The sequence below is a fragment of the Arthrobacter sp. CC3 genome (assembly GCF_039907775.1).
Classification (GTDB): Bacteria; Actinomycetota; Actinomycetes; order Actinomycetales; family Micrococcaceae; genus Arthrobacter.
This window is the reverse complement of the sequence record NZ_JARCCY010000003.1, coordinates 103,182-129,602: the sequence shown is the minus strand read 5'-3', so window position 1 is coordinate 129,602 and position 26,421 is coordinate 103,182. Positions and strand designations below refer to the sequence as shown.

Here is a 26,421-nt window from a genome sequence, read left to right as displayed (position 1 = left end):
ATGCGTAGCAAACTCGCTGAACGGCTGAGTGCCCCGGGCCTCCGCTTCAAGGCCCTGCCCTGGGGTTCCCGCATTGCCCTCCTTTTCCTGGTCCTGATCGTCCTCGCGGCCGTGTTCGCCCCGGTCATCGCCCCGCATGATCCGCTGGAAACCTTCATCCCGGCCACCCCGCCCGGCGCCGAGCACTTCTTCGGAACGGACCGGCTGGGCCGCGACATCTTCTCCCGGCTGCTCTTCGGTGCACAATCCTCGCTCATGATCGGCCTCGGCGCGGTGGCCCTGGCCATCCTGGCCGGTGCCCTGCTGGGCTCGTTCGCGGCGACCTCCAGCAAGGCTGTCAACGAGATCATCATGCGGCTGATGGACATCCTCATGGCGTTCCCGGGCATTGCCCTGGCGGCGGTGCTCCTGGCGGCCTTCGGCAATTCGGTTCCCACCATCATCATTGCGATCGCCATCATCTACACGCCGCAGCTGGCCCGCGTGGTCCGCGCCAACGTGCTCTCGCAGTACAGCGAAGACTACGTCCGCGCCGAGCGCGTGATCGGTGCCGGCCGCTTCTACATCCTGCTCAAGCACATCGTCCGAAACACCGCAGCCCCCGTCCTGGTGTTCGCCACGGTCATGGTGGCGGACGCGATCATCCTTGAGGCCTCGCTGTCCTTCCTCGGCGCCGGCGTGCAGGATCCCGCACCGTCCTGGGGCAACGTGATCTCCTACGGCCGCAACCTGGTCCTGTCCGGTGGCTGGTGGGCCACCACCTTCGCCGGTGTGACCATCCTGCTCACCGTGCTGTCGCTGAACATCCTGGCCGAAGGCCTCACCGACGCCATGGTGAACCCGAAGCTACGCAAGGCGCCGGTTGTGAAAGACGACGACGGCTCTGCGGCTGCTGTGACCGGCACTGCGGCGGGTGCCGCCGTCGAGCCTGTGGATACGCAGGTGGCGATGTCCGTTGCCCAGCCGTCAGTGCTGGATGAGCACGAGCTCGACGGCGTCCGTGCCGCCTATGGTGACGTCCTCACCGACGAGCGCTACAGCGAGTCCGCCGTCCTGTCCGATCCGAAGCTGGCTGCGGTGAACCCGCACCTCCTCCTCGACAGGGAACTGGAACTGCTCACAGCGATCGAGGCCAGCCGGACCGACCGGCTCCCGCAGGTCCCGGCCGGCGCACGCAGCATCCTGGAGGTGAAGAACCTGTCCATCAGTTTCCCGGGCCGTTACGGGAACACTGCGATCGTGGACAATGTCTCGTTTACCGTCCGGGAAGGCGAAACCATGGGCCTCGTGGGCGAATCCGGCTGCGGCAAGTCCATCACCTCCCTCGCGATCATGGGCCTGCTGCCCAAAACCGCGCAGGTGACGGGATCCATCAAGTTCGATGGCAAGGAACTACTGGATCCGGCCACCAGGCACAGCAGCATCAAGGCCTACGAGGGCCTGCGCGGCCAGCAGATCGCCATGGTCTACCAGGACGCCCTGAGCTCCCTAAACCCGTCCATGAAGATCAAGGACCAGATGGAGCAGCTGACCCGGCGCGGCGGCCGCAAGACCCCGGCCGAGCTGCTGGAACTCGTCAAGCTTGATCCCGTCCGCACGCTCGCCAGCTACCCGCATGAGCTCTCCGGCGGCCAGCGCCAGCGCGTCCTGATCGCCATGGCCCTGTCCCGTTCACCGAAGATCGTAGTGGCCGACGAGCCCACCACCGCCCTGGACGTCACCGTCCAGAAACAAGTGGTTGACCTCCTGAATGAACTGCGCGAACAGCTCGGATTCGCCATGGTTTTCGTCAGCCACGACCTCGCCCTAGTGGCCTCACTGGCGCACCGCATCACGGTCATGTACGCCGGCCAGGTGGTGGAATCGGCGCAGGCCTCGGAGCTCCTGCAGAACCCGAGGCACGAATACACCCGCGGCCTGCTCGGCGCGGTGCTCTCCATCGAAGCCGACGCCGTCCGCCTGCACCAGATCCCCGGGACCGTCCCGTCACCACAGGACTTCGCGTCCGGCGACCGCTTCGCCGCACGCTCGCTGCGGCCCGACGCCGATCCCAACCAGCAGCTGGTCCTGACCACGGTTTCACCCGCCGGAGGACGAAACACGGACCACTACTGGGCGAGCCACCTGAAGGAGGACGCGAAGTGACTGATTCAACGCAGAACGGCTCCCAGCCGGTCATTGAGCTCAAGGACGTCAAAGTCCACCACCATGCCCGTGGCGGCAAGCTGTTCCGCCCGAACATCGTCAAGGCAGTGGACGGCGTCGACTTCACCATCAGCCGCGGCGAAACCGTGGGAATCGTGGGTGAGTCCGGCTGCGGCAAGTCAACGCTGGCCTCGGTGCTCGTGGGGCTGCAGGCACCAACCTCGGGTGACGTCCTGTTCCACGGCAAGCCCGCCATCAAAAGGAACGCCGCCCTGCGCAGGGAGTTCGGCCGGTCCGTGTCCGTGGTCTTCCAGGATCCGTCCACGGCACTGAACCCGCGCATGACCATCCAGGACATCTTGACCGACCCGCTTCAGATCCACGGCATCGGCACCGCGGCCACCCGAGCTGCCAAGGTGGGTGAACTGCTGGCCCTGGTGGGCCTGCCGCAATCAGCTGCCGAAGTCACACCGTCGCAGGTTTCCGGCGGCCAGCGCCAGCGGGTGGCCATCGCCCGCGCCCTGGCCCTGGACCCGGACATCATCGTGGCGGACGAGCCGACGTCTGCCCTGGACGTTTCCGTCCGGGCGCAGGTGCTGAACCTTCTCTCGGACCTGAAGACCCAGCTGAACCTTGGAATGGTGTTCATCTCACACGACATCCAGACGGTCCGCTACGTCTCGGACCGCATCTGCGTCATGTATTTCGGCAGGATCGTCGAACAAGGCACCGCCTCGCAGGTCTTTGACACCCCCTCCAACGACTACACCAAGAAGTTGCTGAGCGCCGCGCCGAGCCTGCTGCACATCTAGCTTTTCCACTCACCAGTTTTCAACCACCCATCATTGGAGTTTTCCGTGTCTTCCCAGTTCCAGGGCGTTATCCCGCCGGTTGTCACCCCCCGCCACGCTGACGGCAGCATCGACACTGAGTCGCTGAAGAACGTCACCAAGCACCTGCTCGACGGCGGCGTGTCCGGACTTTTCGTCCTGGGCTCCTCCGCTGAGGTCCCCTACATGACCAACGCCGAGCGTGAACTCGTAGTCAGCACCATCGCCGAAGCCAACTCGGCGGCCGGCGCAGGCCGCGTCCCGCTGATCGTGGGCGCCAACGAGCAGACCACCAACCGCGTCATCGAGGAAGCCAGGAAAGTCATCGACCTCGGCGCCGACGCCATCGTGGTCACCTCCATGTACTACGCCATCGGGAACGCCGACGAGACCGAAACACACTTCCGCGCCATCCACGCCGCGGTCAACAAGCCGATCTTCGCCTACGACGTTCCCGTGCGCACGCACTTCAAGCTCCCCACCGACCTGCTGGTCCGCCTGGGCAGCGACGGCGTCATTGCCGGCGTCAAGGACTCCTCCGGCGATGACGTCTCGTTCCGACAGTTGCTCCTCGCAGCCCGCGATATCGACAACTTCGACATCTTCACCGGCCACGAAGTAGTAGTTGACGGCGCCCTCCTCGGCGGCGCGCAAGGTGTGGTCCCGGGCCTCGGCAACGTGGACCCGGCCGGCTATCGCCGCCTGTTCGATGCCGCACAGGCCGGCGACTGGGCCGGAGCCGCCCGCGAGCAGGACCGCCTGGCCGACCTCTTCGAGATCGTCTACACCCCCAACGGCCGCGTCTCCGGCGGGGCGGCAGGCCTCGGCGCTTTCAAGACCGCGCTCCAGGTCATGGGCATCATCGAATCCAACACCATGAGCGTGCCGATGCTCTCCCTCAATGACGACGAGACCAAGGCAATCCGGACCATCCTGGAACGCAACGGGCTCGTCTAATCAGGCGCGTTGGGGCCTACCCAGCAACGATCCCTGTTAGGAAGAAAATGACGTACGCGATCGGTGTCGACCTTGGCGGCACTAAGACTGCTGCCGGGGTTGTTTCGGCGGCCGGTGAGGTGCTGTATTCGGAGACCATTCCGACGCTCAACCGGGATGGTGGCGAGGCGATTCTTGATGCTACGGCGGCGCTGGTTTCTTCCCTCATGTCCCGGGCTCAAGCAGAGGGCCTGGACGTGGCGGGGGTTGGCGTTGGTTCTGCCGGGGTGATTGATACCGCCCGCGGAGTGGTGGTGTCCGCTACCGACGCGATCCTCGGGTGGGCCGGGACGGAGCTGACGGGCGGGCTTGCTGTTCGGCTCGGCCTGGATCCGGCTGCGGTGCAGGCCGTGAACGATGTCCATGCGCATGCCCTGGGCGAGGCGTGGGCGGGCGCCGCAGCCGGGACGGCGAGTTCGCTGCTGGTGGCCTTCGGCACCGGCGTCGGCGGCAGTTTTGTCCTAAACGGCCGTCCGGTCCTGGGCAACAGGTATGCGGGCGGGCATGTGGGCCATTTTGCCTCGCCCTACGCCTACCACCGTGGCAAACCCCTTCCTTGCGTCTGCGGCGGAGCCGGGCATGTTGAGGCCGTCGCCTCCGGACCGGCCGTCCTGCAGTCCTTTCTCCGTCTTGGCGGCAAGGAAACGGCGGTCGATGCCCGCGGTGTTTTTGCCCTGGCCGGCGCGGGCAACGCCGTCGCCGCCGGGGCAGTGGATTGGGGCGCCTCCGCGGCGGGCCAGGCAGTGGGCGGCCTCGCCAACATCCTGGACCCCGAGGTAATTGTGGTTTCCGGCGGACTGTCCGACGCCGGCGCCCCCTGGTGGCACCCCATGGAGCGCGCACTCCGGGCCGAGCTCCTGCCCGCCCTATCCGGGCTACCCGTCCTCCCCGCTAAGCTCGGCAACGCGGCAGCCGTCGTGGGCGCCGCACGCCTGGTCCTGTCCGCTCCATCCACACCACCACTTTCCTGAGGAACTGACCGTGATCCTGAGTCCCCGAGCCCTCGAAACCCTCCGCGGGCAACTGATCGTGTCCTGCCAGGCGTATCCCGGCGAGCCCATGCGGGACCCGCGCACCATGGCGCAGGTTGCCGCCTCTGCCGTGATCGGCGGCGCCGCCGCCATCCGTGTCCAGGGGCTGGCGGATGTGCAGCAGACGCGGGCCGCGGTGGAGGTTCCGGTGATCGGGCTCTGGAAGGACGGACACGACGGCGTCTTCATCACCCCCACGCTCCGGCACGCCCTGGCGGTGGCCAATGCGGGCGCCCACGTGGTGGCGATCGACGGCACGCGCCGGGAACGCCCGGACGGGCTTTCCCTCGCACAAACCGTGGCAGGCATCCACAACGACTCCCACGCCCTGGTGATGGCGGACTGCGGTTCCTTCGACGATGCCGCGGCCGCTGTCGCAGCCGGCGCGGACCTGATCGGCACCACACTTTCCGGATACACCGGCGAGCGCCCCAAAACGCAGGGCCCGGACCTGGAACTGCTGGAGCAGATCGCCGCCGCCGGTTTCGGCCGGCCGCTCATCGCCGAAGGCCGCCTCCACACCCCCGCCCAGGCCAGGCAGGCCCTCGACGCCGGCGCGTTCGCCGTCGTCGTCGGCACCGCAATCACGCACCCGGCGAGCATCACCGGCTGGTTCGCCGAGGCCCTGAAGTGACTCCGCAGCCGGAACAAATACAGTCGGAACGAAAACAGCCGGAAGCCGCTGGGTCCGGCAGCTATCTGCTGGCTGGCGCCGTCCTTACCGGCGGGCTGGCGCTGGACGACGCCGTCGTGGCCGTCGCGGACGGCCGCATCGCGTATGTGGGTCAACGCGAAGGCCTGGACGAGGCGGCGCTCTCCGGCCTTGAGGAACTCGAACTCCCGCCAGGCAGCATGATTCTCCCGGGCCTTGTTGACCTGCACTGCCACGGTGCAGCCGGGGGTGACTTCCCCACGGGCAATGCCGGCCCGGCCCGCACAGCCGTCGACTTCCTGCACGGCTCCGGCACCACCACCCTCCTGGCCAGCCTGGTGACGGCGTCCCGCGAGGATCTGCTGCGGGGGCTGGCCAACCTCAGGCCGCTGGCGGACGAAGGCCTGATTGCGGGCATCCACGCAGAGGGCCCGTTCCTTTCCCGTTCACGGTGCGGCGCGCAGGATCCCCGGTTTCTGCGGGACCCGGACCCCGGCCTGCTGGAGGAAATACTGGAGGCTGCCGGCGGGCACCTGCGCACCATGACATACGCGCCGGAACTGCCCGGCGCCGTCGACCTGGTCCGGACGCTCGTGCAGCACGGCGTAACGCCTTCGCTGGGCCACACTGACGCGGACTCCGGGATCTCCGCGGCGTCCCTCACCGAGGCGGCGGAGCTGATGGCGGCGGGAGTCCGCGGGTCACGCCCCACAGTCACGCACCTGTTCAACGGAATGCCGCCCCTGCATCACCGCAACCCCGGACCGGTCGCCGCCTGCCTCCGCCTGGCAGCGGTAGGCACTGTAGCTGTCGAACTGATCGCGGACGGCGCACACCTGGATCCGGACACGGTCAGGATGGTCTTCGAGCTGGTGGGCGCCGGGAACGTGGTCCTGGTGACCGATTCCATGGCAGCCACCGGCCTGCCCGACGGCGACTATGAACTGGGTCCCGCCGCCGTCGCAGTCAGGGGCGCCGAAGCGCGGCTGGCGAGCAACGGCTCCCTGGCCGGAGGCACCGCCACGCTGCTGGACGTTGTCCGGCGGACGATCGCTGCAGGCGTTGCACCCGCCGCGGCTGTTCAGGCAGCCAGCGCGGTACCGGCGGCGATCATCGGCCGGCAGCACGAAATCGGAAGCCTCCGCGCCGGCTTGCGGGCCGACGTCGTGGCGGTGGACCGGGACTTCCGCCCGGTGCTGGTCCTGCGGGAGGGCCGGAAGCTGGCCCGCCCCGCCGTCGGGCCCTAGCCTTCTGCCCGTCTGCAGGCTCCTGCCCTCAACCCCGCAAGGCCCTAACCCTTCCGGGCCTAAACGCTCGCGGCGGCCACACGCGTGGCCGTGCACGGCATCAGGGCGGCCGCACCCTCGTCCGCGATCACGGTTACGTGCGGATGGCGCTGCAGGACGGAAGCGGGGCAATCCGGCGTCACCGGTCCGGTGAGCGCACGGTGCAGGATTTCCGCCTTGTCCGCTCCATGGACCACCATCAGGAGCTGGCGCGCCTCGAGGATGGTGCCGAGGCCCTGTGTGATGCACCGCCCGGGCACGTCTGCAGGCGAGTCGAAATAGCGGCCGTTGGCCTGCCTCGTGCGTTCAGTGAGATCCTCTACCCGGGTGCGGGACTCCAGCGACGACCCGGGCTCGTTGAAGGCCAGGTGGCCGTTATGGCCGATGCCCAGCAGCTGGATATCGATCCCGCCGTGGGCTGCAATGGCAGCTTCGTAGTCGTTGGCCGCGCGTTCGGGGTCCGCTGCGCTGCCGTCCGGGACAAACACATTGGCAGGATCCAGGCTGAGCCGCTCGGTGACTTCACGGCGGACAACTTCCGCGTAGCTTTCCGGATGGCCGGCGGGCAGGCCCACGTATTCATCCAGCGCGAAGCAGCGGACGCGTGACATCTCCAGCCCGTATCCTGCCAGCGCCCGGTAGACGGGCAAGGGCGAGCCGCCCGTTGCCACCCCCAGCACGGCATCCTGGTTGCTGCGGATCACGGCCGCCAGAAGCCCCGCGCCGACCGCGCCGGCTGCCTCTGCGTCCTGAACTACGAAAAACTCCATGCCGAACGGGCTCTCTTCTGTGTTGACGGGGTGCTGTGTCTGGATGGACGGGGGTCTGACGGGCGTGCTCAAGGAGGCGCACCCGCGGGGATGATGCGGAAGGCGGTTCTAGCGGGCCGCGACGGCGCGGAGCTTTCCCCGGATTCCGTCGAAGTGGCGCTGCAGCCGCTCGGAGGCAAGTGGCTTGTTGCCCGCCGCCACCGCCTCGTAGATCTCGCGGTGGTCGCGCACCTGCTGAAGCAGGTCCACGGGCCCCGGCCCCAGTTCCAGGTGGATTTGGCGGTAAACCTTCCAGAAGACGTCCATCAGGTTCATGAGCAGGTCGTTGCGCAGCGGCGCGAACAACCGGCGGTGGAACTCGGCGTCGTGGGCAAACAGGGGTTCGCCCTTCCCGGCTGCCACCTCCATGGCTTCCAGCGCGTGCTGCAGGTCCTCCTGCTGCGCAGCCGTCATCCGGTCCATCGCCGAACCGATCAGCCCGGATTCGAGCGCCTGGCGCACATCCACCAGCTCCATGGCTTCCTCTCCCCGGTGCCGCAGGGAGAGCCGGCCCCGGAAGGCCAGTCCGTCGGCGAGGGCATGGAAGTTGTTGGGGGCCACGAAGGTCCCGAAGCCGTGGCGGATCTCGATCACGCCGAGGGCCTGCAGGACTTTCAAGGACTCCCGGACCGTATTGCGCCCCACGCCCAGAGTTGCGGAGAGTTCGGCTTCAGTGGGGAGCGCATCGCCAACGTCCAGTCCCTGCTCCAGGATCAGTTCCATGATGCGCGTTTGCAGGGCATGGGAGCGCAGCTGCGCGCTGAAGCGGGCAGTTGACACTTCTTGCGGGGCCACGGTCACGGCTGTCTCCTCGGGATCGGACCTGCCTAGCAAGCAGGTCTGCTACTAATCCTACCGGAGATGGGACGTCCCTTGTCCTATTTGGTAACAATGAATTTGCCCCTGACCGCGCCGCCAGAGCGGGCGTACATGGAATGGGAGGGTTGTTACAGGAGCTGGAAAACGGCCTTGGTGCTGGCCTTGGTCCCGAGCCTGGCGACGAACATGTAATACGCCCCGCCGGCGCCGGGCTTCGCGGACACCGGGCCGCACCCGGGGACGCTGCGGTTGCGCTCCCATGGGAAGTTGGCGGTCTCGCTCTGGCCCGGAGCGATGGTCTTGACCAGGTCTCCGCTCTCCACCTGGCAGTCAACCGAAGAGAAGATCCGGTCGGAGCCGCTGGTGACCGTGTACTCCATCTGGGACGTACCCAGGTTCACCTCGCATGCCACTTTTCCGCCGTTGGTGACTTTCAGGCTAAGGAGCGGGTTTTCCCCCGCCGCGTAGGCAGCCTTGTCCGTGGACGCCGAAACGGTGACAAGGCCCTGGTCGCATGTCGGCGTGGCCTGGGCGCTGGGAGTCGCGGACGCGGAGGGCGTGGCCTCAGGATTCGCCGCCGCCCCGTCAGAACCGTCGCGGCCCGCGGGGTCGGTGGAGGAGGCCTGCTCGGAGGAGCGCATGGCCGCGGACACGGCGGCGAAGCCTCCCAAAGCCACAGCCGCCACGAGAAGCAGCACCACGGCAACGAACAGCCTGCGACGGCGGTAGACGGCCTTCAGCGGAGGCCGCCCCGCCTGACGGCCGGGGGTGCCCTTCGGTTTCGAACTGTTCTTTCCTGAAGTGCCTTGCCTGACCATCCTTCTAGGCTAAAGAACGCCGGGCACATTGACGCACCACCACGCCGCGAACACGGACGTCGGCCAGTATCCACTACAGTATTTGCATCGATGCCTTAGCCTTACCCACTGCCCTTTCCCCGGCGAGTCGCCCTGCGCCGGCGCCGCTGGCAGTCCTCCACGAAACCCTTGACGCCTGGTTCGCAGACACCGCCAGGGAACTGCCGTGGCGCGAACCCGACTGTCCCGCCTGGGGCGTCCTGGTCAGTGAAATCATGCTGCAGCAGACTCCGGTTGTCCGGGTCCTGCCCGTGTGGGAAGAGTGGCTTCGCCGCTGGCCGGCACCGGCAGACCTCGCCGTGGAACCGTCCGGCGAAGCTGTCCGGCACTGGGGCCGGCTGGGCTACCCGCGGCGGGCACTGCGCCTGCACGCTGCCGCCGTCGCCATCGTGGAGAAGCACGACGGCGGGGTGCCGGGAACGTACGCGGAACTGCTGGAACTTCCGGGCGTGGGCAGCTACACGGCCGCCGCCGTGGCCGCATTCGCTTTCGGCCGCCGCGAGACGGTGGTGGACACCAACATCCGCCGCGTCCATGCACGGCTTTTTTCGGGCACGGCGCTGCCGTCACAGTCGCTGACGGCCGCCGAGATGCGGCTCGCCGCCGAACTGCTGCCGGCCGATGTCGGACTCTCTGTCCGCTGGAACGCGGCGGTTATGGAGCTGGGAGCCTTGGTCTGCACGGCGAGGGCGCCGAAATGCGGCGACTGCCCGGTGCGTGGCGCGTGTCAGTGGCTGGCGGCCGGCGAGCCGCCGCCGTCGTACACCCCCAAAGGGCAGTCCTGGCACGGCACCGACCGGCAGGTGCGGGGTGCCGTGATGGCTGTGCTCCGGCTGGCGGACTCACCGGTGGCACCGGAAATGTTCCATCAGCCTGCCGCGGACCTTGGCTTCGAAGCGGACGGCATCGGCGTCCCGCTTGCGGCGCTGCATCGGCTGAATTCCGCGCCGGAACAGCTGGAACGCGCACTGGCGGGCCTGGTCAGCGACGGCCTGGCCGAGCTGCACCTCGGCGGCCTGCGGCTTCCTGCCTGACGCCCGTTATGCATTCGTTCCGGAACTGGAACCACCCTGTGCTGGTGCGGCCCGAGCCTGCGGACCTACCCTGAAGCATGCGCAGCTTGGGGGTACTTCTGGCAGCGGTCACGACGTCGCTGATCCCGTCCGCGTGCATGCCCGAGGCAGTGCCGTGCCCGGCAATCGCGCAGGCGTCCGTGGTGGCGCTGACCGTGGCTGCCAGCTATGTACCCGAGGTCGAGGCCATCCACCTCAAGGCCTGCCAGGATGGAACATGCCGGGAAGCCGACCTTGAGCTGATGCCGGGCAGCACCACGGTGGACCAGGGCTGCGAGCCCTCAGCCGGCCCGGACGGCACGTGCTCCGCAACGTCCTCCCCGGACGGCACGCTCACCGGCATGCTGATGATGGACGTCCTGACCGAATCGCGCATTGACGCCACTGCCACCGGCACGTCCACTGCGGGGACGCCGCTGCCAGAGCGCAGGCTCAGCTTTATGCCCAGGGCCGAGTATCCCTACGGCGAGCAGTGCGGAAAGTTCATCACGGCCGGCGTGGTGCTGGATGCCGACGGCCTCCGGCAGTCACCGTAACTACAGGCCGCAAGTCAGGGCTCGCCGAACCCTGCCTCCACCAGTCCGCCGACGTACTTCACAGCTTTGGCCGCGTCCGGCCCCCAGGCCTCCACGTGGAGGATCGATCCCCTGCCCGCGCCCAGGGTCATGAGGCCGGTCATGGACGCTCCGTCCACGCCGTTGACGGTCACCTCGGCTTCCAGGCCCGAGATTCCCCCGGCGATCTTCGCTGCGGGCCGTGCATGCATGCCGGCCTGGTTGACCAGCTCAAAATCGCCCGCAGCGTCCGGCGGCCCGACCGTTTCCGCCTCCGACGGCGCCTCCGGGGCAGCTGCACGGCGCACCGCTTCCGCCGCCTGCTTCACTCCGGCGGCGTCCGCCCCGGCCTGCGCCGCAACGGCAGCCGCCACGAGCCCCTCCACCAGCGGCGCGTCGGCCAACAGGACCGTGTCCGGGTCCGGCAGGAACTCCACTGCTGATTCGGCCGTCATCACGGCGGAGCCGAGGTCCGTCAGCACCACGGTTCCATCCTCGCCCGCCGCCTGTTCGAGGGCGGCCATGACCTTCTCCAGGCTGGTGCCGATCCGGCCGTCGTCGGTACCGCCCGCGGGGAGGATCACGACGTCGGGTGCCATTTGGGCCGCCAGCTCCACCGCGCCGTCGGCGATCTTTTCGCTATGGGAGACCACCACCAGGCGGACCGTCACTCGGCTGCCCCGGCCGCAGCGCGCAGGATGAGGGCGGTGGACACGGCGCCGGGATCGCGGTGGCCCGCGCTCCGCTCCCCCAGGTAGCTGGCCCGGCCCTTGCGGGCGATCAGCGGATCGGTGGCCACGGCACCCGCCTCGGCGGCTTCCGCCGCCGCCAGGAGGACCTTGAGGACGTCCCCGTCCCCTGCAGCGGCCTGCGCTGCCGCAGCATCGACGGCGGGGGTCCACGCGTCCACCATGGTCTTGTCGCCGGATTCGGCCTTGCCGCGGGCCACAATGCCGTCGCGGGCGGCCTGAATGGCAACAGCCAAGGCCCCGGGGTCGATGTCCGTGGTGTCGCCCAGCGAGGTGGAGGCACGCAGGAAGGCAGTCCCGTAGAGGGGTCCTGCCGCGCCGCCCACCTTGGACATCAGGGCCATGGCCGTGAGCTTCAGCGCCGCTCCCGGCGTGGCGGGCGGCGCCTCTGCGAGCCTCTCCATCACGGCCTTGAAGCCGCGGTCCATGTTTTCACCGTGATCGGAATCCCCGATGGCCCGGTCCAGTTCGATCAGTTCCACGCGGTGGTCCGCCATGGCCTGCGCGGAAAGGGTGAGCCACCGTACCGCCCAGTCAACGTCCAGTCCCACTGTCAGATGCCCCATCGCAGCGCAGCGGTGTGGACCGGCGCATCCCAGAGCGTGGTGAGTTCATCGTCGAGCCGCAGCACCGTGATGGAGCAGCCCTGCATCTCGAGGGAGGTGATGTAGTTGCCCACCAGGGACCGTTCCACCGTGACGCCCTTCTCCGCGAGCACCTGCGCCGCGCGGCGGTACACGATGTACAGCTCGCTCTGCGGGGTGCCGCCCATGCCGTTCACGAACAGGAGGACCTTGTCGCCGGAGGCGATGCCGAGGTCGGACAGGATGGGCTCCAGGAGTCGGTCGGTGATGCCGTCGGCATTTTCCATGGGGATCCGGTGCCGCCCGGGCTCACCGTGGATTCCGATGCCGATTTCGATTTCGTTCTCTTCCAAATCAAAGCTGGGCGTACCGGCGTGGGGGACCGTGCAGGCGGTCAGTGCCACGCCCATGCTGCGCACGTTCTGGTTGACGCGGTCTCCGATGGCGGCGACGCCGTCCAGGTCATCGCCGCGTTCCGCGGCCGCACCGGCGATCTTCTCCACCAGGACGGTGCCGCCCACGCCGCGCCGGCCGGCCGTGTACAGCGAGTCTTCAACCGCGACGTCGTCATTGACCAGGACAGTCCGCACCTGCACGCCTTCGGCCTCCGCCATTTCGGCGGCCGTTTCGAAATTCAGGACGTCGCCGGTGTAGTTCTTGACGATGTGCACCACGCCGGCGCCGGAATTCACGGCCAGGGTGGCCGGAATGATCTGGTCGGGCGTGGGCGAGGTGAAGACGGCACCCGGCACAGCGGCGTCGAGCATTCCCAGCCCCACGAAGCCGCCGTGAAGCGGCTCGTGGCCGCTGCCTCCGCCGCTGACAAGGCCCACTTTCCCTGCCACCGGGGCGTCCTTGCGGGTAATGAATTTCGGCTCGGCACTGACGGTTACGAGGTCTGCGTGGGCCAGGCCGAAGCCTTCCACGGACTCGTCCACTACAGCGCGGGGATCGTTGATCAGCTTCTTCATTGGAGTGCTCCCTGGAGTGTCCTGGCGGCTTTGTCTTGACAGTACTACCGCGGCCCGGGCAACGGTAGCGCTCCGTCGAATCGGCTGGTTCAGCCGGCGCCGGAGGCCGGTTCAGCGAGGGCAAAAGAAAGGGACAGCCCCCAATAGACTGTCCCTTCCCCTTCCAGCTTGTGTCCCCCGGCCGGGTTCAGCGCTTCCCCCAGGATGCCGGGAGGAAATCCGGCCACGCCGCGGCGCCTATGTGGAATGCCGAGGACTCGCAGGGCTGACTCAGCGGATCCCTTCGAGTCAGTACTGTCGGCAGGTCCATTTGAAACGCCGAAAAATCCGGAAAAATGGCGTGCTCGCGCATTTCTGTCCTTTGAAGTGGTTTCGGGATTCTGGTGTTACTGGCAGGCTTGATTAATTTTATACATCGATTCGATATATGGGAAGAGTTTAGAAATACGACATTATGGATGGTGCCGGGCACGCCTGCGACGTGACGGGGCTAGAGGGCCTTGATCATCCGGGTGTTGCCCAGCGTGTTCGGCTTCACCCGGGCGAGGTCCAGGAATTCCGCCACACCTTCGTCATGCGAGCGGAGCAGCTCGGAATAGACAACAGGGTCAACGGCCGTCTGGTCAGCCATGACATCGAAGCCGTGTTTCTTGAAGAAATCCACCTCGAACGTCAGGCAGAACACGCGCGAGACGCCCAGCGCCCTGGCCTCTTCCAGCAGGCTTTCCACCAGGACGTGGCCCACGCCCTTGCCCCGCCACGCGTCCGAGGCCGCCAGGGTGCGCACCTCGGCGAGGTCCTCCCACATGACGTGCAGGGCGCCGCAGCCGATCACCTCGCCGTCGGCCGACTCCGCGATCCTGAACTCCTGCAGGCTTTCGTAATAGGCCACCGTTTCCTTGGCCATCAGGATCCTCTTGTCCGCCAGCGGAGCCACCAGGCGCTTGATGGCAGCTACATCGCTGGTGCGGGCAGGGCGGATGCGGAAGGTCTCAGTCACAGCCCCCATCTTACGGCCGACCTCCGTCCGGCTAGAGCCCCAGATCCGGCGGCAACGGCAGGTCGCTGCCCAGCACGTTCTTCGCCAGGAAGTGCTCGACGACCCCGTACCAGACCTTGGCGTGCTGCGGCTGCAGGATCCAGTGGTTCTCGTCCGGGTAGTAGAGGAAACGGTGTGGCGTCCGGCCGTCGCTGTCCGCTGCCAGCTGCGATTTGGACAGCAGCTCGTACCAGAGCCGCAGGCCCTCGCCAATGGGCACGCGGTAGTCCTTGTCGCCGTGGATCACCAGCATGGGCGTGCTGATTTTCTCGACGTGCAGGTGCGGCGAGTTCGCCATCGCCATCTCGGCCGTCATTTCCTTCAGCCAGTACTGCGAGGCGTCGGTGGTGGGGCCGAACTGGTCCAGGGCCCACAGGCTTGCGTGGGTGACGATGGCGCCGAAGCGGTCCGTCTGGCCTGCCACCCAGTTCGCCATATAGCCGCCGAAGGAGCCGCCCATGGCAGCTGTACGCTCCGCGTCAATGTCGGGGCGCTCCACGACGGCGTCCGTGATTTCCATAAGGTCCGTGAAGGGCGCCTTGCCCCACTCTCCCCAGCCGCGCTGGATGAAGGACTGCCCGTAGCCGGTGGACAGGGCCGGATCCGGCAGGAGGACGGCGTAGCCCTTGGCCACCAGCAGCCACGGGTTCCAGCGCCACGTCCATGCGTTCCACGAGCCCAGGGGTCCGCCGTGGATCCAGAGCAGCAGCGGCGCCGGTTCCTGCGCGGAGGCGCCGTCCGGCAGGGCAAGGTAGGCGGGCACCCGCGTGCCGTCGGCGGCGGTCGTGTCAAGGCGCTCCAGGGAGCCCTGGATGTGCGGGCGTTCAGCCGGAGCCTGGAGGCGGGTGACGTCCCCGGTCGCCAGGTCGATCCGGACTGCCTCGGGCGGAAATTCGTACGAACTCCGCAGCGCGTAGGCGCTGCGCCCGTCCGGGGAAACCACGACGTCGGTGTAGGCGGCGGCGTCCCGGGTCACCCGGGTGACCCTCGCTTCGCCGGCAGACGCCGGAACGGTGATCCGGAAAACCGGCGACGCGCCGTCGTCGTCGGCCGTTACCAGGAGGGCGGAGCCGTCCGGCAGCCACGCCGCCTTGATGGCCCAGCGGTCCCAGTCGCGGACCAGCGGCCGGAGGTTCGCTTCCGGATCCCCCGGCGCACTGACGTCCAGCAGGTGGAGCCTGCCCTGCGGAGCCTCGAGGGGAGTGCTGTCCGATTCGCTCAGCACCACCAGTGTGCGGTTGTCAGGGCTCACCGGCCCGGCAAAGTAGCTCATGCCTTCGCGGTCCAGCAGGACCCCGTGCGTTGCTGTGGCCACGTCGACGGCCACCAGGACCGAGCGCGAGTCGGCCTTGGCGAGGGGTTTGTCGAAGCTGGTGTAGATCGTCCTGCCGTCCGGGCTGACCACCGAATCCGCGTTGCGCAACAGTCCTGCCGCGTCCGGCGTCAGGTTCCGGAGCTTCAGCGGCGCGGCGGCATCGACCGTCGCCGGCTTGCCCCGCTCCTTCCCCTCCCCTGGCTCGACAGCGAAAATCCGCGGCTGGTCCGGGCCCAGGTCGGCATCCCAGTAGCGCACGGGGTAGCCGCTGTGGAGGATGGCGGACACTTTGTTGTCCTTGCGGCTCTTCCGCCGCGCTTCGTCCGCATCCTCGTCCGGGGAACCGGCCAGGACGGAGGCCGTGACGAACGTGGCCCCGGTGTCCCGGGCTGACATCACGTGGCTGATTCCGCCCGCGCGCGAAAGGACCACCCGGGCCTCGCCGCCGTCGGCGGGCAGCTGCCAGAGTGCACTGACAGGTTCGTCGTCCGGGCTCTCGGGATCGGGGCGGGCGGACGTGAAGTAGAGATCGCCGGTGGAGGCAAAGGCAGCACCCGCCTCGCCCTTGGCGCTGCGGGTGATCCGCCGGGCATGCTTCTCACCCGCGGGGTCCAGTTCCCACAGGGCGGTGACGTACTCGGTGCCTTTGGAGTTGAGCGTGGCGACGGTGGTCACCAGGCGCTTTCCGTCCGGGCTCAGCGCCAGGCCGCTCACCCGGGGTATGGCGAGGTAGTGGTCAATATCGTGGAAAGGGGTCGCCGGTTGTTCGCTCAGGATCGCTGAGTCTTGGGAAGCCATGAAGAGATTCAACACCGACTGTGCGCCAGATCACAGCACGTTCACTATTAGTGAACCACTACTTTCACACCCCCCCAACACAAACGCACGGCGACGCCGCAAGTCATGCACGGACAACCGGGGCGCTTCGGCACCGGCACCATTTGCCGCTTGCTGCTCCTTCGTCGCTTTGACGCAAGCTACACAAATGCCACCGCCGCCTTCGCTCCGCTGGGAGCCGCCTTCCGCGCTGAGGCGCTGCCGGTCAGGCATTTGTGTAGGCGCCGTCTAAGGGAGGAACGACCGAGGCGCCGGCAAATGTCTCGGCCGGCAGCGCCGGACCCAGCAACAGGAACGGAACCCAGGGCAACGCAAAGACCCCGCCCGCTCTTTGCAGAGGGGGCGGGGCCTTGGCGGTGATGCTTAGACGCTCGGAGCGATTTCCGGGATGCGCGGCTTGGCGTTTCCTTCGAAGGTGAACTTGGCGTCGTCGCCTTCGCCGTCCACATCCACCACTACGATGTCGCCCGCGTGGATCTCCCCGAAGAGGATCTTCTCGGACAGCTGGTCCTCGATCTCGCGCTGGATGGTGCGGCGCAGCGGCCGGGCACCCATGGCGGGATCGTAGCCGCGGGTTGCCAGGAGAACCTTGGCAGCCTTGGTGAGCTCGATGCCCATGTCCTTGTCCTTGAGGCGCTTCTCGAGGCGGCCAACGAACAGGTCCACGATCTCGATGATCTCGTCCTGGGTCAGCTGCGGGAAGACCACAACGTCGTCAACACGGTTCAGGAACTCGGGGCGGAAGTGCTGCTTGAGCTCTTCAGTGACCCGGGCGCGCATCCGGTTGTAGCCGGTTTGCGTGTCCGTGCCGGACTGGAAGCCGGTGGCGACACTCTTGGAGATGTCCCGGGTGCCGAGGTTGGTGGTCATGATGATCACCGTGTTCTTGAAGTCCACCACGCGGCCCTGGGAGTCGGTCAGGCGGCCGTCTTCCAGAATCTGCAGCAGTGAGTTGAAGAGGTCCGCGTGGGCCTTTTCCACTTCGTCGAACAGCACCACGGAGAACGGACGGCGGCGGACCTTTTCGGTCAGCTGCCCGCCTTCTTCGTAACCGACGTAGCCCGGAGGGGCACCGAAGAGGCGCGACACCGTGTGCTTCTCGGAGTATTCGGACATGTCCAGCGTGATGAGGGCATCCTCTTCACCGAACAGGAACTCCGCGAGGGCCTTGGCGAGCTCGGTCTTGCCGACACCGGTGGGGCCGGCGAAGATGAACGAACCGCCCGGACGCTTGGGGTCCTTCAGGCCTGCACGGGTGCGGCGGATTGCCTGTGACAGGGCCTTGATGGCCTCGTCCTGGCCGACGACACGCTTGTGCAGTTCGCTTTCCATCTTCAGCAGTCGCGAGGACTCTTCCTCGGTCAGCTTGAAGACGGGAATACCGGTGGAATTCGCCAGCACCTCGGCGATGAGATCCTCATCCACCTCGGAGATGTCGTCCATGCCGCCGGTCTTCCAGTGGCGTTCCTTCTCGGCACGCTCGGCAATGAGCTTCTGCTCCTTGTCGCGCAGCGAGGCGGCACCTTCGAAGTCCTGCGCGTCAATCGCGGACTCCTTCTCCATCTTGAGTTCGGCGATGCGCTCGTCCATGGCCTTCAGCTCCGGCGGAGCGGTCATGCGGCGGATGCGCAGGCGTGCACCGGCTTCATCGATGAGGTCGATGGCCTTGTCCGGCAGGAAGCGGTCCGAGATGTAGCGTTCGGACAGGTTGGCTGCCGAGGCGAGGGCGCCGTCGGTGATGGTCACGCGGTGGTGCGCTTCATAGCGGTCCCGCAGGCCCTTGAGGATCTCGATGGCGTGCGCCACCGAAGGCTCCTTGACCTGGATCGGCTGGAAGCGGCGCTCAAGCGCTGCATCTTTCTCGATGTGCTTGCGGTATTCATCCAGCGTGGTGGCGCCGATGGTCTGGAGCTCGCCTCGTGCCAGCATGGGCTTGAGGATGGACGCGGCATCGATGGCGCCTTCGGCGGCACCCGCACCCACCAGGGTGTGGATCTCGTCGATGAACAGGATGATGTCGCCGCGGGTCCGGATCTCCTTGAGCACCTTCTTCAGGCGCTCTTCGAAGTCACCGCGGTACCGGGAGCCTGCCACCAGGGATCCAAGGTCCAGCGTGTAGAGCTGCTTGTCCTTGATGGTCTCCGGGACGTCCCCGCGGACGATCGCCTGGGCGAGTCCTTCGACGACGGCGGTCTTGCCGACGCCGGGTTCGCCGATGAGCACGGGGTTGTTCTTGGTGCGCCGGGAAAGGACCTGCATGACGCGTTCCATTTCCTGTTCGCGCCCGATGACCGGGTCCAGCTTGTTCTCGCGCGCAGCCTGGGTCAGGTTGCGGCCGAACTGGTCCAGGACCACGGAACCTGCAGGAGTTCCTTCCGGCTGGCCGGCACCGACGCCTGCGCCGGTGGTCTCCTTGCCCTGGTAGCCCGAGAGCAGCTGGATCACCTGCTGGCGGACGCGGTTGAGGTCCGCTCCGAGCTTCACCAGCACCTGGGCAGCCACGCCTTCACCCTCGCGGATGAGCCCCAGCAGGATGTGCTCCGTGCCGATGTAGTTATGGCCCAGCTGCAGTGCCTCGCGGAGCGAGAGCTCCAGCACCTTCTTGGCGCGCGGGGTGAAGGGGATGTGGCCGGACGGGGCCTGCTGGCCCTGGCCGATGATCTCCTGCACCTGCTCGCGTACGCCGTCGAGCGAAATGCTCAAGGACTCCAGAGCTTTGGCGGCAACGCCCTCACCCTCGTGGATCAGACCCAAGAGGATGTGTTCGGTACCGATGTAATTGTGGTTCAGCATGCGTGCCTCTTCTTGGGCAAGCACAACTACGCGACGGGCACGGTCCGTAAATCGCTCAAACATTTCGCCACACTCCTAGCTACGACGTACTTTGATGCTACGTGGCAGACCCGGACTTGTGGAGCGTGTTCGCCACAGGGGAAACCCGGGGCAGTCCTTCCGGGTTGACTTCCCTGGTCATCAGGGCCGCGGCAGTGCCCGAACTCCGCACCTAATGGCTTTGTTATCGGTCCGGAATCCCGCCACTTGAGCGACTTCTATTGCGGCTCGGCCGCTTCGAACTTGAACACGGAACTCGCCCCTGCCTGGTAACTGCCTTGAAACTGCCTTGTTCCCCGCCGCAATATCCGCGCAATAGCGGGCACCGCTTTACCCGGGCGGCTTCACCGGCAGGCACTGGTATTCAAAAGGCAATGCCCCCGCCGATTGGCAGGGGCATTGATTTTCTACGCAAAACTGCGGCAGTGCTAGGAATTTGCCTTCTGGTAGGCTTCCTGAATTTCAGCCTGGATGCGGCCGCGGCTGTTAACCGCGTAGCCGTTCTCCCTGGCCCACTGGCGAATCTGTGCAGAGTCCTGGTTCCTGCCGCCTGAGACCTTGGTACGGGTGGCGCGGCCGGTGGACGTCTTGCGGGCGCTGGAAACAAACCGCTCCAAGGAGGAGCGGAGTTCTGCAGCATTGGCACCCGACAGGTCAATTTCGTAACTGACGCCGTCAAGGCCAAATCGGACAGTTTCGTCCGCGGTTCCCCCATCCAGATCATCGACAAGGATGATTTTTACTTTCTGTGCCATATAAATTCTCTCTTTTGGAAAGGACGGGTATGCAGAAAAGCAGGATGTATCTGTAAAAAGTATCCCCCGGTTTATGGCAACGCGTCAAAGCGCCAAAAGGTTCCTGTGAATGGTGGGCAGGAATATACCGGGAGTATTAGTTTGTGCCGTTCCCGTTGCCGGCATTCGTCCCGGTATTCGGCGCGCCATTGGGACCGTGATTGGTTTCAGCCGAGCGGGCGTCCGCTTCGGCCTGGGCGCGCGCTTCCGCCTGGCGCTCCGACTTATCGGCATTGAAGATCGACTTCATGGCAAACCAGAAAAGCAACCCGACCACAAGGGACGGCAGGAGGACTGCAACGTACTCCATGGTCAGTGTCCTTCGGGCTTCAGGAGCGGGAAGAGGATTGTTTCGCGGATGCCTGCACCGGTGAACAGCATCACCAGGCGGTCGATGCCCAGCCCGATGCCGCCCATGGGCGGGGCGCCGTACTCGAGCGCACGGAGGAAGTCCTCGTCCAGCTGCATGGCCTCGACATCACCGGCCGCTGCGTGCATGGACTGTTCGGTGAGGCGCTCCCGCTGGATCACGGGGTCGATGAGCTCGGAGAAGGCCGTGCCGCGCTCCATGCCGCCGATGATCAGGTCCCAGGCTTCGATCAGGCGATCGTCGTCGCGGTGCTGGCGTGCGAGCGGCTGCGCGGAGGGCGGGTAGTCATACACGAAGGTGGGGTTCAGCAGCGTGGGTTCCACGATTTCGCCGAACAGTTCAACGGCCAGCTTTTCGGCGTCCCACTTGGGATCCACCTTGACGTCGTGCTTGGCCGCCACTGCCCGCAGTTCCTCCACGGTGGTGTCCGGCGTGATTTCCTGGCCCACGGCCTCGGAAAGCCCCGGGTAGACAGCCAGCCACTTCCATTCGCCGTCGAGGTTGATCTCCCCGGCTTCGGTCTGGAGGGTGCGGCCCACGCCGGCGGCGTCGGCGGCGTCGAGGATGATCTCCTTGATGCGGTCCGCCATGACAAACTGGTCGGCCCAGGCTTCGTAGCATTCCAGCGTGGTGAATTCCGGGCTGTGTGTGGAGTCCACGCCTTCGTTGCGGAACACCCGGCCCATGTCGTAGACGCGGTCGATGCCGCCCACCACGGCGCGCTTGAGGTACAGCTCGGTGGCGATGCGGAGGGTCATCTTCTGGTCGAAGGCGTTCATGTGGGTCTCGAACGGCCGGGCCAGGGCGCCGCCGTGGACCAGCTGCAGCATCGGGGTTTCCACCTCGACGTAGTTGCGGCGGTGCAGGCTCTCGCGGATGGAGCGGGTGATCGCGGCGCGGGTGTATACCATTTCGCGGGCCTCGTCGCGGACCATCAGGTCCACGTAACGCTGGCGGACGCGGGTTTCATCGTTCAGGCCGGCGTGCAGCACGGGCAGCGGGCGCAGCGCCTTGGACGCCATGGACCACGAGTCCGCCATTACGGACAGCTCGCCGCGGCGGGAGGAAATGACCTCGCCCTTGATGAAGACGTGGTCGCCCAGGTCAACCAGGGCCTTCCATTCGGCCAGGGCTTCCTCGCCCACGTTGGCCAGGCTCAGCATGGCCTGCAGGCGGGTGCCCTTGCCGTCCGTGCCGCCCTCCTGGAGCGTGGCGAAGCACAGCTTGCCGGTGTTGCGGATGAAGACGATGCGGCCGGTGACGCCCACGGTGTCCCCGGTGGTCTCGTCGGCCTGCAGGTGTGCGTACTTCTCCCGGACTTCGCTCAGGGAATGCGTGCGTTCAACACCCACCGGGTAGGCCTCAACACCGCGTTCGATCAGCTTGGCGCGCTTCTCCATGCGGATGCGCATCTGTTCGCTGGCGTCCGCCGGTTCGGCAGCATTGGTCGGGGTGGGGGTGTTTTGGGAAGTCACAATCCATAAGTTTACCGGGAGTTCCCCGGCATGTTTTCCGGCCGCCCGGGATCCCCTCCCCCGGGCGTTTTCGCTTCGAGGGGTGGGCATAGACTCGGGGCTGTGGAAACTCGGACGATCAGCACGGACGACGGCGAGGGTCACCTTCAGGTGCACTCCTTCAGTCCTGCACCCGCCACGGCAATTCCCGCAGCGGACGGCGCCGCGCAACCCGGCGTCGTCGTAATCCACGGCACCCTGGTGACCGACGCGCTGTACCGGCCGTTCGCGCTCAAGCTCGCCCGCCTGCTGGGGCGGCCGGTGCACACCTTCAACCGCCGCGGCCGGGAAGGTTCCTCCGAGCAGCGCGAAGACTATTCGGCGGCGACGGAGGTCAGCGACCTCCGGGCCGTCATGCGGGCAACCGGCTCCGCCGACGTCGTGGCCCACAGTTACGGCGGGTTCGTGGCGCTGCAGGCGGCCCGGACCGGGTCCATCCGGCGGCTCGTGACGTACGACGCCGCGGTTTCCCTCTCCGGCAGCCTCAGCCGCCGGTGGCGGCCGGAACTCGAGCACTCCATGGCGGCCGGGCAGCTCGACCAGGCGTGGGCTCACCTTGTCCAGGGGCTGGAGACCGCCGGGCCGGTGTCGAAACTCCCCCTCGGCGCACTGCGCATGCTGAGCATCCTGTCCGCCCGGACGCGCCTCGGCGCGGAAATGCGGCAACTGCTGCCCACCGCCGTCGTCGAAATGCGGGCCGTGCTCCAGGCCGACGCCGAGCTGGAGGATTTCGCCGGCATCACCACCCCCACCCTGATGCTGAGCGGCGGCTGGAGCCCGGCGTACTTCGCCGAAACCGGCCGCCAGCTCGCGGCGTCAGTCCAGGCGATCGACTTCGCCCTCGTTCCCGGGCAGCTGCACGAAGGCCCGCTCCGTCCGGGGGCCCGGCTTGCCCTCACCGCCGCGCGGTTCCTGGCCGACGACGCCGGGTTGCGGCTTCAGCGCCTCCGCGCCGCCGGGATTCCGCCGGGCAACCGTTTTAGGATGGGCCGGTGAAGGAAACCCGCGCCCGTGAGGGCACAGTCAAGCAGCAGGTCATCCCCGCGCACGACGGCGGACGGCTGGCTTTGTACAGTTACGGGACCGTCGATGCCCCCGGCGAGCGCCGTGTGGTGGTGATCGGCGGAGCCTTCCTCACGGCATCGATCTACCGGCCGTTTTCCGAGGCGCTGTCCAAGGGCCTCGGGGACGGCTGGGCGGTGGACGTCTACGACCGGCGCGGCCGCGGTGATTCCACGCCGCAGCCCGCGGACTACTCCATGGCCACCGAGATTGCCGACGTCCGGACCATCATGGACGCCACCGGTGCGCGCAACCTCTTCGGCCACAGCCTGGGCGGCTCCGTGGCGCTCAACGCCGTGCAGGAGTTCATCGGCACCGCCCACCAGCCCGACAAGCTTGCGGTCTATGACGCCGCCGTGAACATCGACGGCAGCGTGGATACCTCCTGGCTGGAGGGTTTCGAACGCTCAGTCAATGAGGGAAACGTCCCGCACGCCCTGGCCAAGCTCAAGAAGGGCATGCAGCCAAGCTCGGCGCTGGCCAGGATTCCGGAGCCGGTCCTTGCCGGGCTAATGGCGCTGGTGTCGCGGACCAAGGTGAACCGGCTCTTCAAGGAGCTCATGCCCAGCGGGGTGGGCGAGCTGAAGGCGGTGTTCGACGAGGCCGACCACGTCCGCGACTTCTCCGTCCTGCCGCCGAACACCCGGTTCATGGTGGGAGCCAGGAGCCCCCGGTACTACAAGGTGACGGCGGAACTGCTGCACCGTGCGGTGCCCGGCAGCGCCCTCCAGGTTTCACCCAAGTGCGTCCATGCCTCCATTCCCGCGGCCGTCAAGGAACTGGTCGAGGACATCTCCGCGTATTACAAGGGCTGACGCACTGCGTGCCGGGCCGAAGCTGCTGCGCGGTTCCTGCCGCCCCGGGTAGGCTCGGAACATGACGCGCGAGAACATCAAAACACCCGACGGCGGAACGCTGGAGCTTTACACCACGGGGGCCGAGCTGGCTTCGGCGGGCTCGGGCGTCGTCGTCGTTCAGGCTTCCATGGTCACCGCCGCGGACTACACGCGCTTTGCCCAGAAACTCAGCGCTTCGCTGGGCCGGCCCGTGCACACGTTCAACCGGCGCGGCCGCGGCGAATCGTCACCGCAGCCCGAGGACTACACCCTGGACGTGGACATCCGCGACCTGGACACCGTGATGAGGCACACGGCGAGCACCGACGTTTTCGGCCACAGCTTCGGCGGCGCCGTGGCGTTGCACGCGGCCCGCACGCTGCCGGTGGAACGGCTCGCCGTCTACGATCCCGCCGTCTCCGTGAACCACAGCGTGAAGGCTGACTGGATCGCCGAATACGAACGCGCCACCGCTGCCGGCGACGACGACCGCGCCCTCGCCGTGCTGGTCCGGGGACTCGAAACGGGAGGGGCTTTGTCCTCCCGGATGCCGCTCTCAATGCTCACGCTGGCCAACAAGCTCACCGCCGGAACGCCCATCGGCAAGCAGCAGCGCGAGCTGATGAAGACCGGGGTGCGCGAGATCAAGGCCATCATCGCCGCCGACATGCCGGCCGAGCCGTTCCTGGCCCTGCCGCTTGAGACCCTGATCATCGTCGGCGAAAAGAGCCCCGCCTACTTCGGCATCGCCTGCGGCCAGATCCACGACGTCCTGTCCGGGTCGAGCTACACCATCCTGCCCGGCGCGGGCCACGACGGCGTCAACCGGGCCCCCGACAAGCTGATCAGCGAACTCAGCGAGTTCTTCGCCGGCTGACGCCGGTTTACCGCACACAGCGCGAACGGACAGTTGGGGCCCGCTTTGTGGGGCCCCAACTGTCCGTTCGTGCTTAATGGGACGTTAGTGTGCTGCCGGCACCGGGTGCTCCGCACCGGCGGTCTTGCGCATCATGGCGGAAAGCACGACGGCGGCGACGGCGATGATTGCCGCCGTCAGGAACGCTGCGTGCATGCCTGCGACGATGCCCGATCCTGCCGACACGACAGCGTAGATCGAGACCAGGAGCGCGGTTCCGGCCGCACCGGCAACCTGCTGCAGGGTGCTCATGATGGCCGAGCCGTGCGAGTAGAGGTGCGGCGGCAGCGGGTTGAGTCCGGTGGTGAACGCCGGGGTGAACAGCAGCGCCAGGCCCAGGCTGAGGACCACGTGCAGCATCACAATCCACCAGACGGCTGTTTCCGCGTTCAGCATGGAGAACTGCCACAGGGACAGCACCATCATGACGGAGCCGGTGACGGTCAGGGGAAGGGGTCCGACCTTGTCGAAAAGCCGGCCGATGAACGGGCCCAGAAGGCCCATGGCCAGGCCGCCGGGCAGGAGGGCCAGGCCGGTCTCCAGGGACTTCAGCCCGCGGATTTCCTGAAGGTACAGCGGCAGCAGGATGACGGCGCCGAACAGGGCGATCATGGCCACCACCAGGAGCAGCACGGACACCGTGAACATGCGGAAGTTGAATGCGCGCAGGTCCAGCAGCGGGCCCTCCGACTTCTGCAGCTTCAGCTGGCGGAAGACGAACGCCGTCATGGCCACCAGGCCAATTGCCAGCGCGGCCAGGGCTGGCGTTCCGGGGCCGCTTTGCCCGCCGTGGCCTCCGCCGACCTGGCTAAGCCCGTACACCAGGCCGCCGAAGGCAGGCACGGTCAGCAGGACGGAAAGGATGTCCAGCCGGGTCTTCTCGGATTCGCCGATGTTGGTGAGGTAGCGGGCTCCGATGGCGAAGGCGGCCAGGGCGATGGGGAGCACGAACACGAACATAAAGCGCCAGGTGAAGTGCTCAAGGATCAGCCCGGACACGGTGGGGCCCATGGCCGGGGCCACCGAAATGGCGATGCTGACGTTGCCCATCACGGCGCCGCGCCGTTCGATGGGGACCAGCGTCAGGATGGTGGTCATCAGGAGCGGAAGCATGATGGCAGTGCCGCCGGCCTGCACGATGCGTGCCAGCAGGAGGACTTCGAATCCCGGAGCAAGCGCCGCCAGTAGCGTGCCGCCCGAAAACAGCCCCATGGCCAGCATGAAGACCGCCCTGGTGGACAGCCGCTGCAGGATGAATCCGGTGGTGGGAATGACCACGGCCATGGTGAGCATAAAGCCCGTGGACAGCCACTGCACCGTAGGCGCATCGACACCAAGGTCCACCATGAGCCGCTGGAGGGCGACGTTCATGATGGTCTCGTTGAGGATGACCACGAAGGTGGCAACGAGCAGTGTGACGATGATGGTGACCGACTCGCGGGACATCTTCGCCGGGCCGGTCGCCGTTACCGTCTCAGACGCTGGCGCGGCGGGGGCCACGGGGTCGCCGTGGGCGTTGGAAGAGACGTCTGTAGACATGGGGATTCCCT

At 67.0% G+C, this 26,421-nt stretch carries 24 protein-coding genes; 11 read left to right on the top strand and 13 right to left on the bottom strand.

The features are described 5' to 3' along the window. Genes PV761_RS02430 through nagA form a run of 6 tightly spaced genes read left to right on the top strand, consistent with a single transcriptional unit; the run spans position 1 to position 6,901 of the window. Positions 1-2,145 carry a dipeptide/oligopeptide/nickel ABC transporter permease/ATP-binding protein gene (locus tag PV761_RS02430; protein WP_347894051.1) on the top strand — a complete coding sequence of 715 codons (2,145 nt, stop codon included), beginning with the start codon at positions 1-3 and terminating at the stop codon, positions 2,143-2,145. Continuing rightward, positions 2,142-2,957: an ATP-binding cassette domain-containing protein gene (locus PV761_RS02425; protein WP_347894049.1), complete on the top strand. Its 816-nt coding sequence runs from the start codon at positions 2,142-2,144 to the stop codon at positions 2,955-2,957. Before PV761_RS02430 ends, PV761_RS02425 begins: the two co-directional genes overlap by 4 nt. Positions 2,958-3,002: 45 nt before the next feature. Beyond that, positions 3,003-3,932 (top strand): dihydrodipicolinate synthase family protein, encoded by a 930-nt coding sequence (locus tag PV761_RS02420; protein ID WP_347894047.1) that lies wholly within the window; start codon positions 3,003-3,005, stop codon positions 3,930-3,932. 47 nt (positions 3,933-3,979) lie between these two features. Then, the gene (locus PV761_RS02415; RefSeq protein ID WP_347894045.1) at positions 3,980-4,942 is read left to right on the top strand and encodes an ROK family protein; all 963 of its coding nucleotides are present in this window, start codon (positions 3,980-3,982) and stop codon (positions 4,940-4,942) included. Between the two features lie 10 nt (positions 4,943-4,952). Further along, positions 4,953-5,636, top strand: coding sequence for an N-acetylmannosamine-6-phosphate 2-epimerase (locus PV761_RS02410; RefSeq protein ID WP_347894043.1), 684 nt, complete (start codon positions 4,953-4,955; stop codon positions 5,634-5,636). Between the two features lie 17 nt (positions 5,637-5,653). Beyond that, positions 5,654-6,901 carry an N-acetylglucosamine-6-phosphate deacetylase gene (gene nagA, locus PV761_RS02405; RefSeq protein WP_347894223.1) on the top strand — a complete coding sequence of 416 codons (1,248 nt, stop codon included), beginning with the start codon at positions 5,654-5,656 and terminating at the stop codon, positions 6,899-6,901. A gap of 59 nt (positions 6,902-6,960) precedes the next feature. Here nagA and PV761_RS02400 read toward each other — a convergent pair whose 3' ends face one another. From PV761_RS02400 to PV761_RS02390, 3 genes are all read right to left on the bottom strand, one after another. Next, a complete protein-coding gene (locus tag PV761_RS02400; protein ID WP_347894041.1) occupies positions 6,961-7,710 on the bottom strand; it encodes a glucosamine-6-phosphate deaminase in 750 nt (249 codons plus the stop codon). A 108-nt stretch (positions 7,711-7,818) separates the two neighbouring features. Next, a complete protein-coding gene (locus PV761_RS02395; protein ID WP_347894039.1) occupies positions 7,819-8,544 on the bottom strand; it encodes an FCD domain-containing protein in 726 nt (241 codons plus the stop codon). Between the two features lie 152 nt (positions 8,545-8,696). Next, positions 8,697-9,386, bottom strand: a complete 690-nt coding sequence (locus PV761_RS02390; RefSeq protein ID WP_347894037.1) for a hypothetical protein — start codon at positions 9,384-9,386, stop codon at positions 8,697-8,699. A gap of 254 nt (positions 9,387-9,640) precedes the next feature. Between PV761_RS02390 and PV761_RS02385 the strand changes: the two genes are divergently transcribed. Both PV761_RS02385 and PV761_RS02380 read left to right on the top strand, forming a co-directional pair. Further along, the gene (locus tag PV761_RS02385) at positions 9,641-10,459 is read left to right on the top strand and encodes an A/G-specific adenine glycosylase (RefSeq protein ID WP_231511129.1); all 819 of its coding nucleotides are present in this window, start codon (positions 9,641-9,643) and stop codon (positions 10,457-10,459) included. A gap of 77 nt (positions 10,460-10,536) precedes the next feature. Beyond that, on the top strand, positions 10,537-11,034 hold the full coding sequence (locus PV761_RS02380) for a hypothetical protein (RefSeq protein WP_347894035.1): 498 nt from the start codon (positions 10,537-10,539) through the stop codon (positions 11,032-11,034). Between the two features lie 14 nt (positions 11,035-11,048). Here the strand turns inward: PV761_RS02380 and dhaM are convergent, their stop codons facing one another. The 9 genes from dhaM to lysS all read right to left on the bottom strand — a co-directional run bounded on the left by dhaM (position 11,049) and on the right by lysS (position 22,018). Next, positions 11,049-11,723: a dihydroxyacetone kinase phosphoryl donor subunit DhaM gene (gene dhaM / locus PV761_RS02375; protein ID WP_347894033.1), complete on the bottom strand. Its 675-nt coding sequence runs from the start codon at positions 11,721-11,723 to the stop codon at positions 11,049-11,051. Further along, positions 11,720-12,352, bottom strand: a complete 633-nt coding sequence (gene dhaL, locus PV761_RS02370; RefSeq protein WP_028270342.1) for a dihydroxyacetone kinase subunit DhaL — start codon at positions 12,350-12,352, stop codon at positions 11,720-11,722. Before dhaL ends, dhaM begins: the two co-directional genes overlap by 4 nt. A 2-nt stretch (positions 12,353-12,354) precedes the next feature. Then, a complete protein-coding gene (gene dhaK, locus PV761_RS02365; RefSeq protein WP_028270341.1) occupies positions 12,355-13,356 on the bottom strand; it encodes a dihydroxyacetone kinase subunit DhaK in 1,002 nt (333 codons plus the stop codon). A 490-nt stretch (positions 13,357-13,846) separates the two neighbouring features. Continuing rightward, positions 13,847-14,356, bottom strand: a complete 510-nt coding sequence (locus tag PV761_RS02360) for an amino-acid N-acetyltransferase (protein ID WP_028270340.1) — start codon at positions 14,354-14,356, stop codon at positions 13,847-13,849. A gap of 31 nt (positions 14,357-14,387) precedes the next feature. Further along, entirely contained in the window at positions 14,388-16,508 is a 2,121-nt protein-coding gene (locus PV761_RS02355; RefSeq protein ID WP_347894031.1) for an alpha/beta fold hydrolase, read from the bottom strand. A 402-nt stretch (positions 16,509-16,910) separates the two neighbouring features. Further along, complete coding sequence (locus PV761_RS02350) at positions 16,911-19,403, bottom strand: ATP-dependent Clp protease ATP-binding subunit (protein WP_028270337.1); 2,493 nt, start codon at positions 19,401-19,403, stop codon at positions 16,911-16,913. A gap of 404 nt (positions 19,404-19,807) precedes the next feature. Further along, positions 19,808-20,134, bottom strand: a complete 327-nt coding sequence (locus PV761_RS02345; protein ID WP_028270336.1) for an Lsr2 family protein — start codon at positions 20,132-20,134, stop codon at positions 19,808-19,810. A 136-nt stretch (positions 20,135-20,270) separates the two neighbouring features. Beyond that, a complete protein-coding gene (locus PV761_RS02340; RefSeq protein ID WP_347894030.1) occupies positions 20,271-20,483 on the bottom strand; it encodes a hypothetical protein in 213 nt (70 codons plus the stop codon). Positions 20,484-20,485: 2 nt separating this feature from the next. After that, positions 20,486-22,018, bottom strand: a complete 1,533-nt coding sequence (lysS, locus tag PV761_RS02335) for a lysine--tRNA ligase (protein WP_347894029.1) — start codon at positions 22,016-22,018, stop codon at positions 20,486-20,488. 102 nt (positions 22,019-22,120) lie between these two features. On the opposite strand from lysS, the gene PV761_RS02330 reads away from it, so the two are divergent. The 3 genes from PV761_RS02330 to PV761_RS02320 all read left to right on the top strand — a co-directional run bounded on the left by PV761_RS02330 (position 22,121) and on the right by PV761_RS02320 (position 24,832). Then, positions 22,121-23,053, top strand: coding sequence for an alpha/beta hydrolase (locus PV761_RS02330; RefSeq protein WP_347894028.1), 933 nt, complete (start codon positions 22,121-22,123; stop codon positions 23,051-23,053). After that, on the top strand, positions 23,050-23,934 hold the full coding sequence (locus PV761_RS02325; RefSeq protein WP_043438048.1) for an alpha/beta hydrolase: 885 nt from the start codon (positions 23,050-23,052) through the stop codon (positions 23,932-23,934). Before PV761_RS02330 ends, PV761_RS02325 begins: the two co-directional genes overlap by 4 nt. 61 nt (positions 23,935-23,995) lie before the next feature. Next, positions 23,996-24,832 carry an alpha/beta hydrolase gene (locus PV761_RS02320; protein ID WP_028270331.1) on the top strand — a complete coding sequence of 279 codons (837 nt, stop codon included), beginning with the start codon at positions 23,996-23,998 and terminating at the stop codon, positions 24,830-24,832. A gap of 84 nt (positions 24,833-24,916) precedes the next feature. Here the strand turns inward: PV761_RS02320 and PV761_RS02315 are convergent, their stop codons facing one another. Next, the gene (locus PV761_RS02315) at positions 24,917-26,410 is read right to left on the bottom strand and encodes a DHA2 family efflux MFS transporter permease subunit (protein ID WP_028270330.1); all 1,494 of its coding nucleotides are present in this window, start codon (positions 26,408-26,410) and stop codon (positions 24,917-24,919) included. Between the last annotated feature and the right edge of the window lie 11 nt (positions 26,411-26,421).

Bases quoted from the DNA above. Each gene is read 5' to 3' on its own strand.
- PV761_RS02430 (WP_347894051.1), top strand. From the start codon at position 1: ATGCGTAGCAAACTCGCTGAACGGCTGAGTGCCCCGGGCCTCCGCTTC.
- PV761_RS02390 (WP_347894037.1), bottom strand. From the start codon at position 9,386: ATGGTCAGGCAAGGCACTTCAGGAAAGAACAGTTCGAAACCGAAGGGC.
- dhaK (WP_028270341.1), bottom strand. From the start codon at position 13,356: ATGAAGAAGCTGATCAACGATCCCCGCGCTGTAGTGGACGAGTCCGTG.
- PV761_RS02385 (WP_231511129.1), top strand. From the start codon at position 9,641: ATGCTGCAGCAGACTCCGGTTGTCCGGGTCCTGCCCGTGTGGGAAGAG.
- PV761_RS02315 (WP_028270330.1), bottom strand. From the start codon at position 26,410: ATGTCTACAGACGTCTCTTCCAACGCCCACGGCGACCCCGTGGCCCCC.
- PV761_RS02380 (WP_347894035.1), top strand. From the start codon at position 10,537: ATGCGCAGCTTGGGGGTACTTCTGGCAGCGGTCACGACGTCGCTGATC.
- PV761_RS02355 (WP_347894031.1), bottom strand. From the start codon at position 16,508: ATGGCTTCCCAAGACTCAGCGATCCTGAGCGAACAACCGGCGACCCCT.
- PV761_RS02340 (WP_347894030.1), bottom strand. From the start codon at position 20,483: ATGGAGTACGTTGCAGTCCTCCTGCCGTCCCTTGTGGTCGGGTTGCTT.
- PV761_RS02320 (WP_028270331.1), top strand. From the start codon at position 23,996: ATGACGCGCGAGAACATCAAAACACCCGACGGCGGAACGCTGGAGCTT.
- PV761_RS02350 (WP_028270337.1), bottom strand. From the start codon at position 19,403: ATGTTTGAGCGATTTACGGACCGTGCCCGTCGCGTAGTTGTGCTTGCC.
- PV761_RS02345 (WP_028270336.1), bottom strand. From the start codon at position 20,134: ATGGCACAGAAAGTAAAAATCATCCTTGTCGATGATCTGGATGGGGGA.
- PV761_RS02400 (WP_347894041.1), bottom strand. From the start codon at position 7,710: ATGGAGTTTTTCGTAGTTCAGGACGCAGAGGCAGCCGGCGCGGTCGGC.
- PV761_RS02415 (WP_347894045.1), top strand. From the start codon at position 3,980: ATGACGTACGCGATCGGTGTCGACCTTGGCGGCACTAAGACTGCTGCC.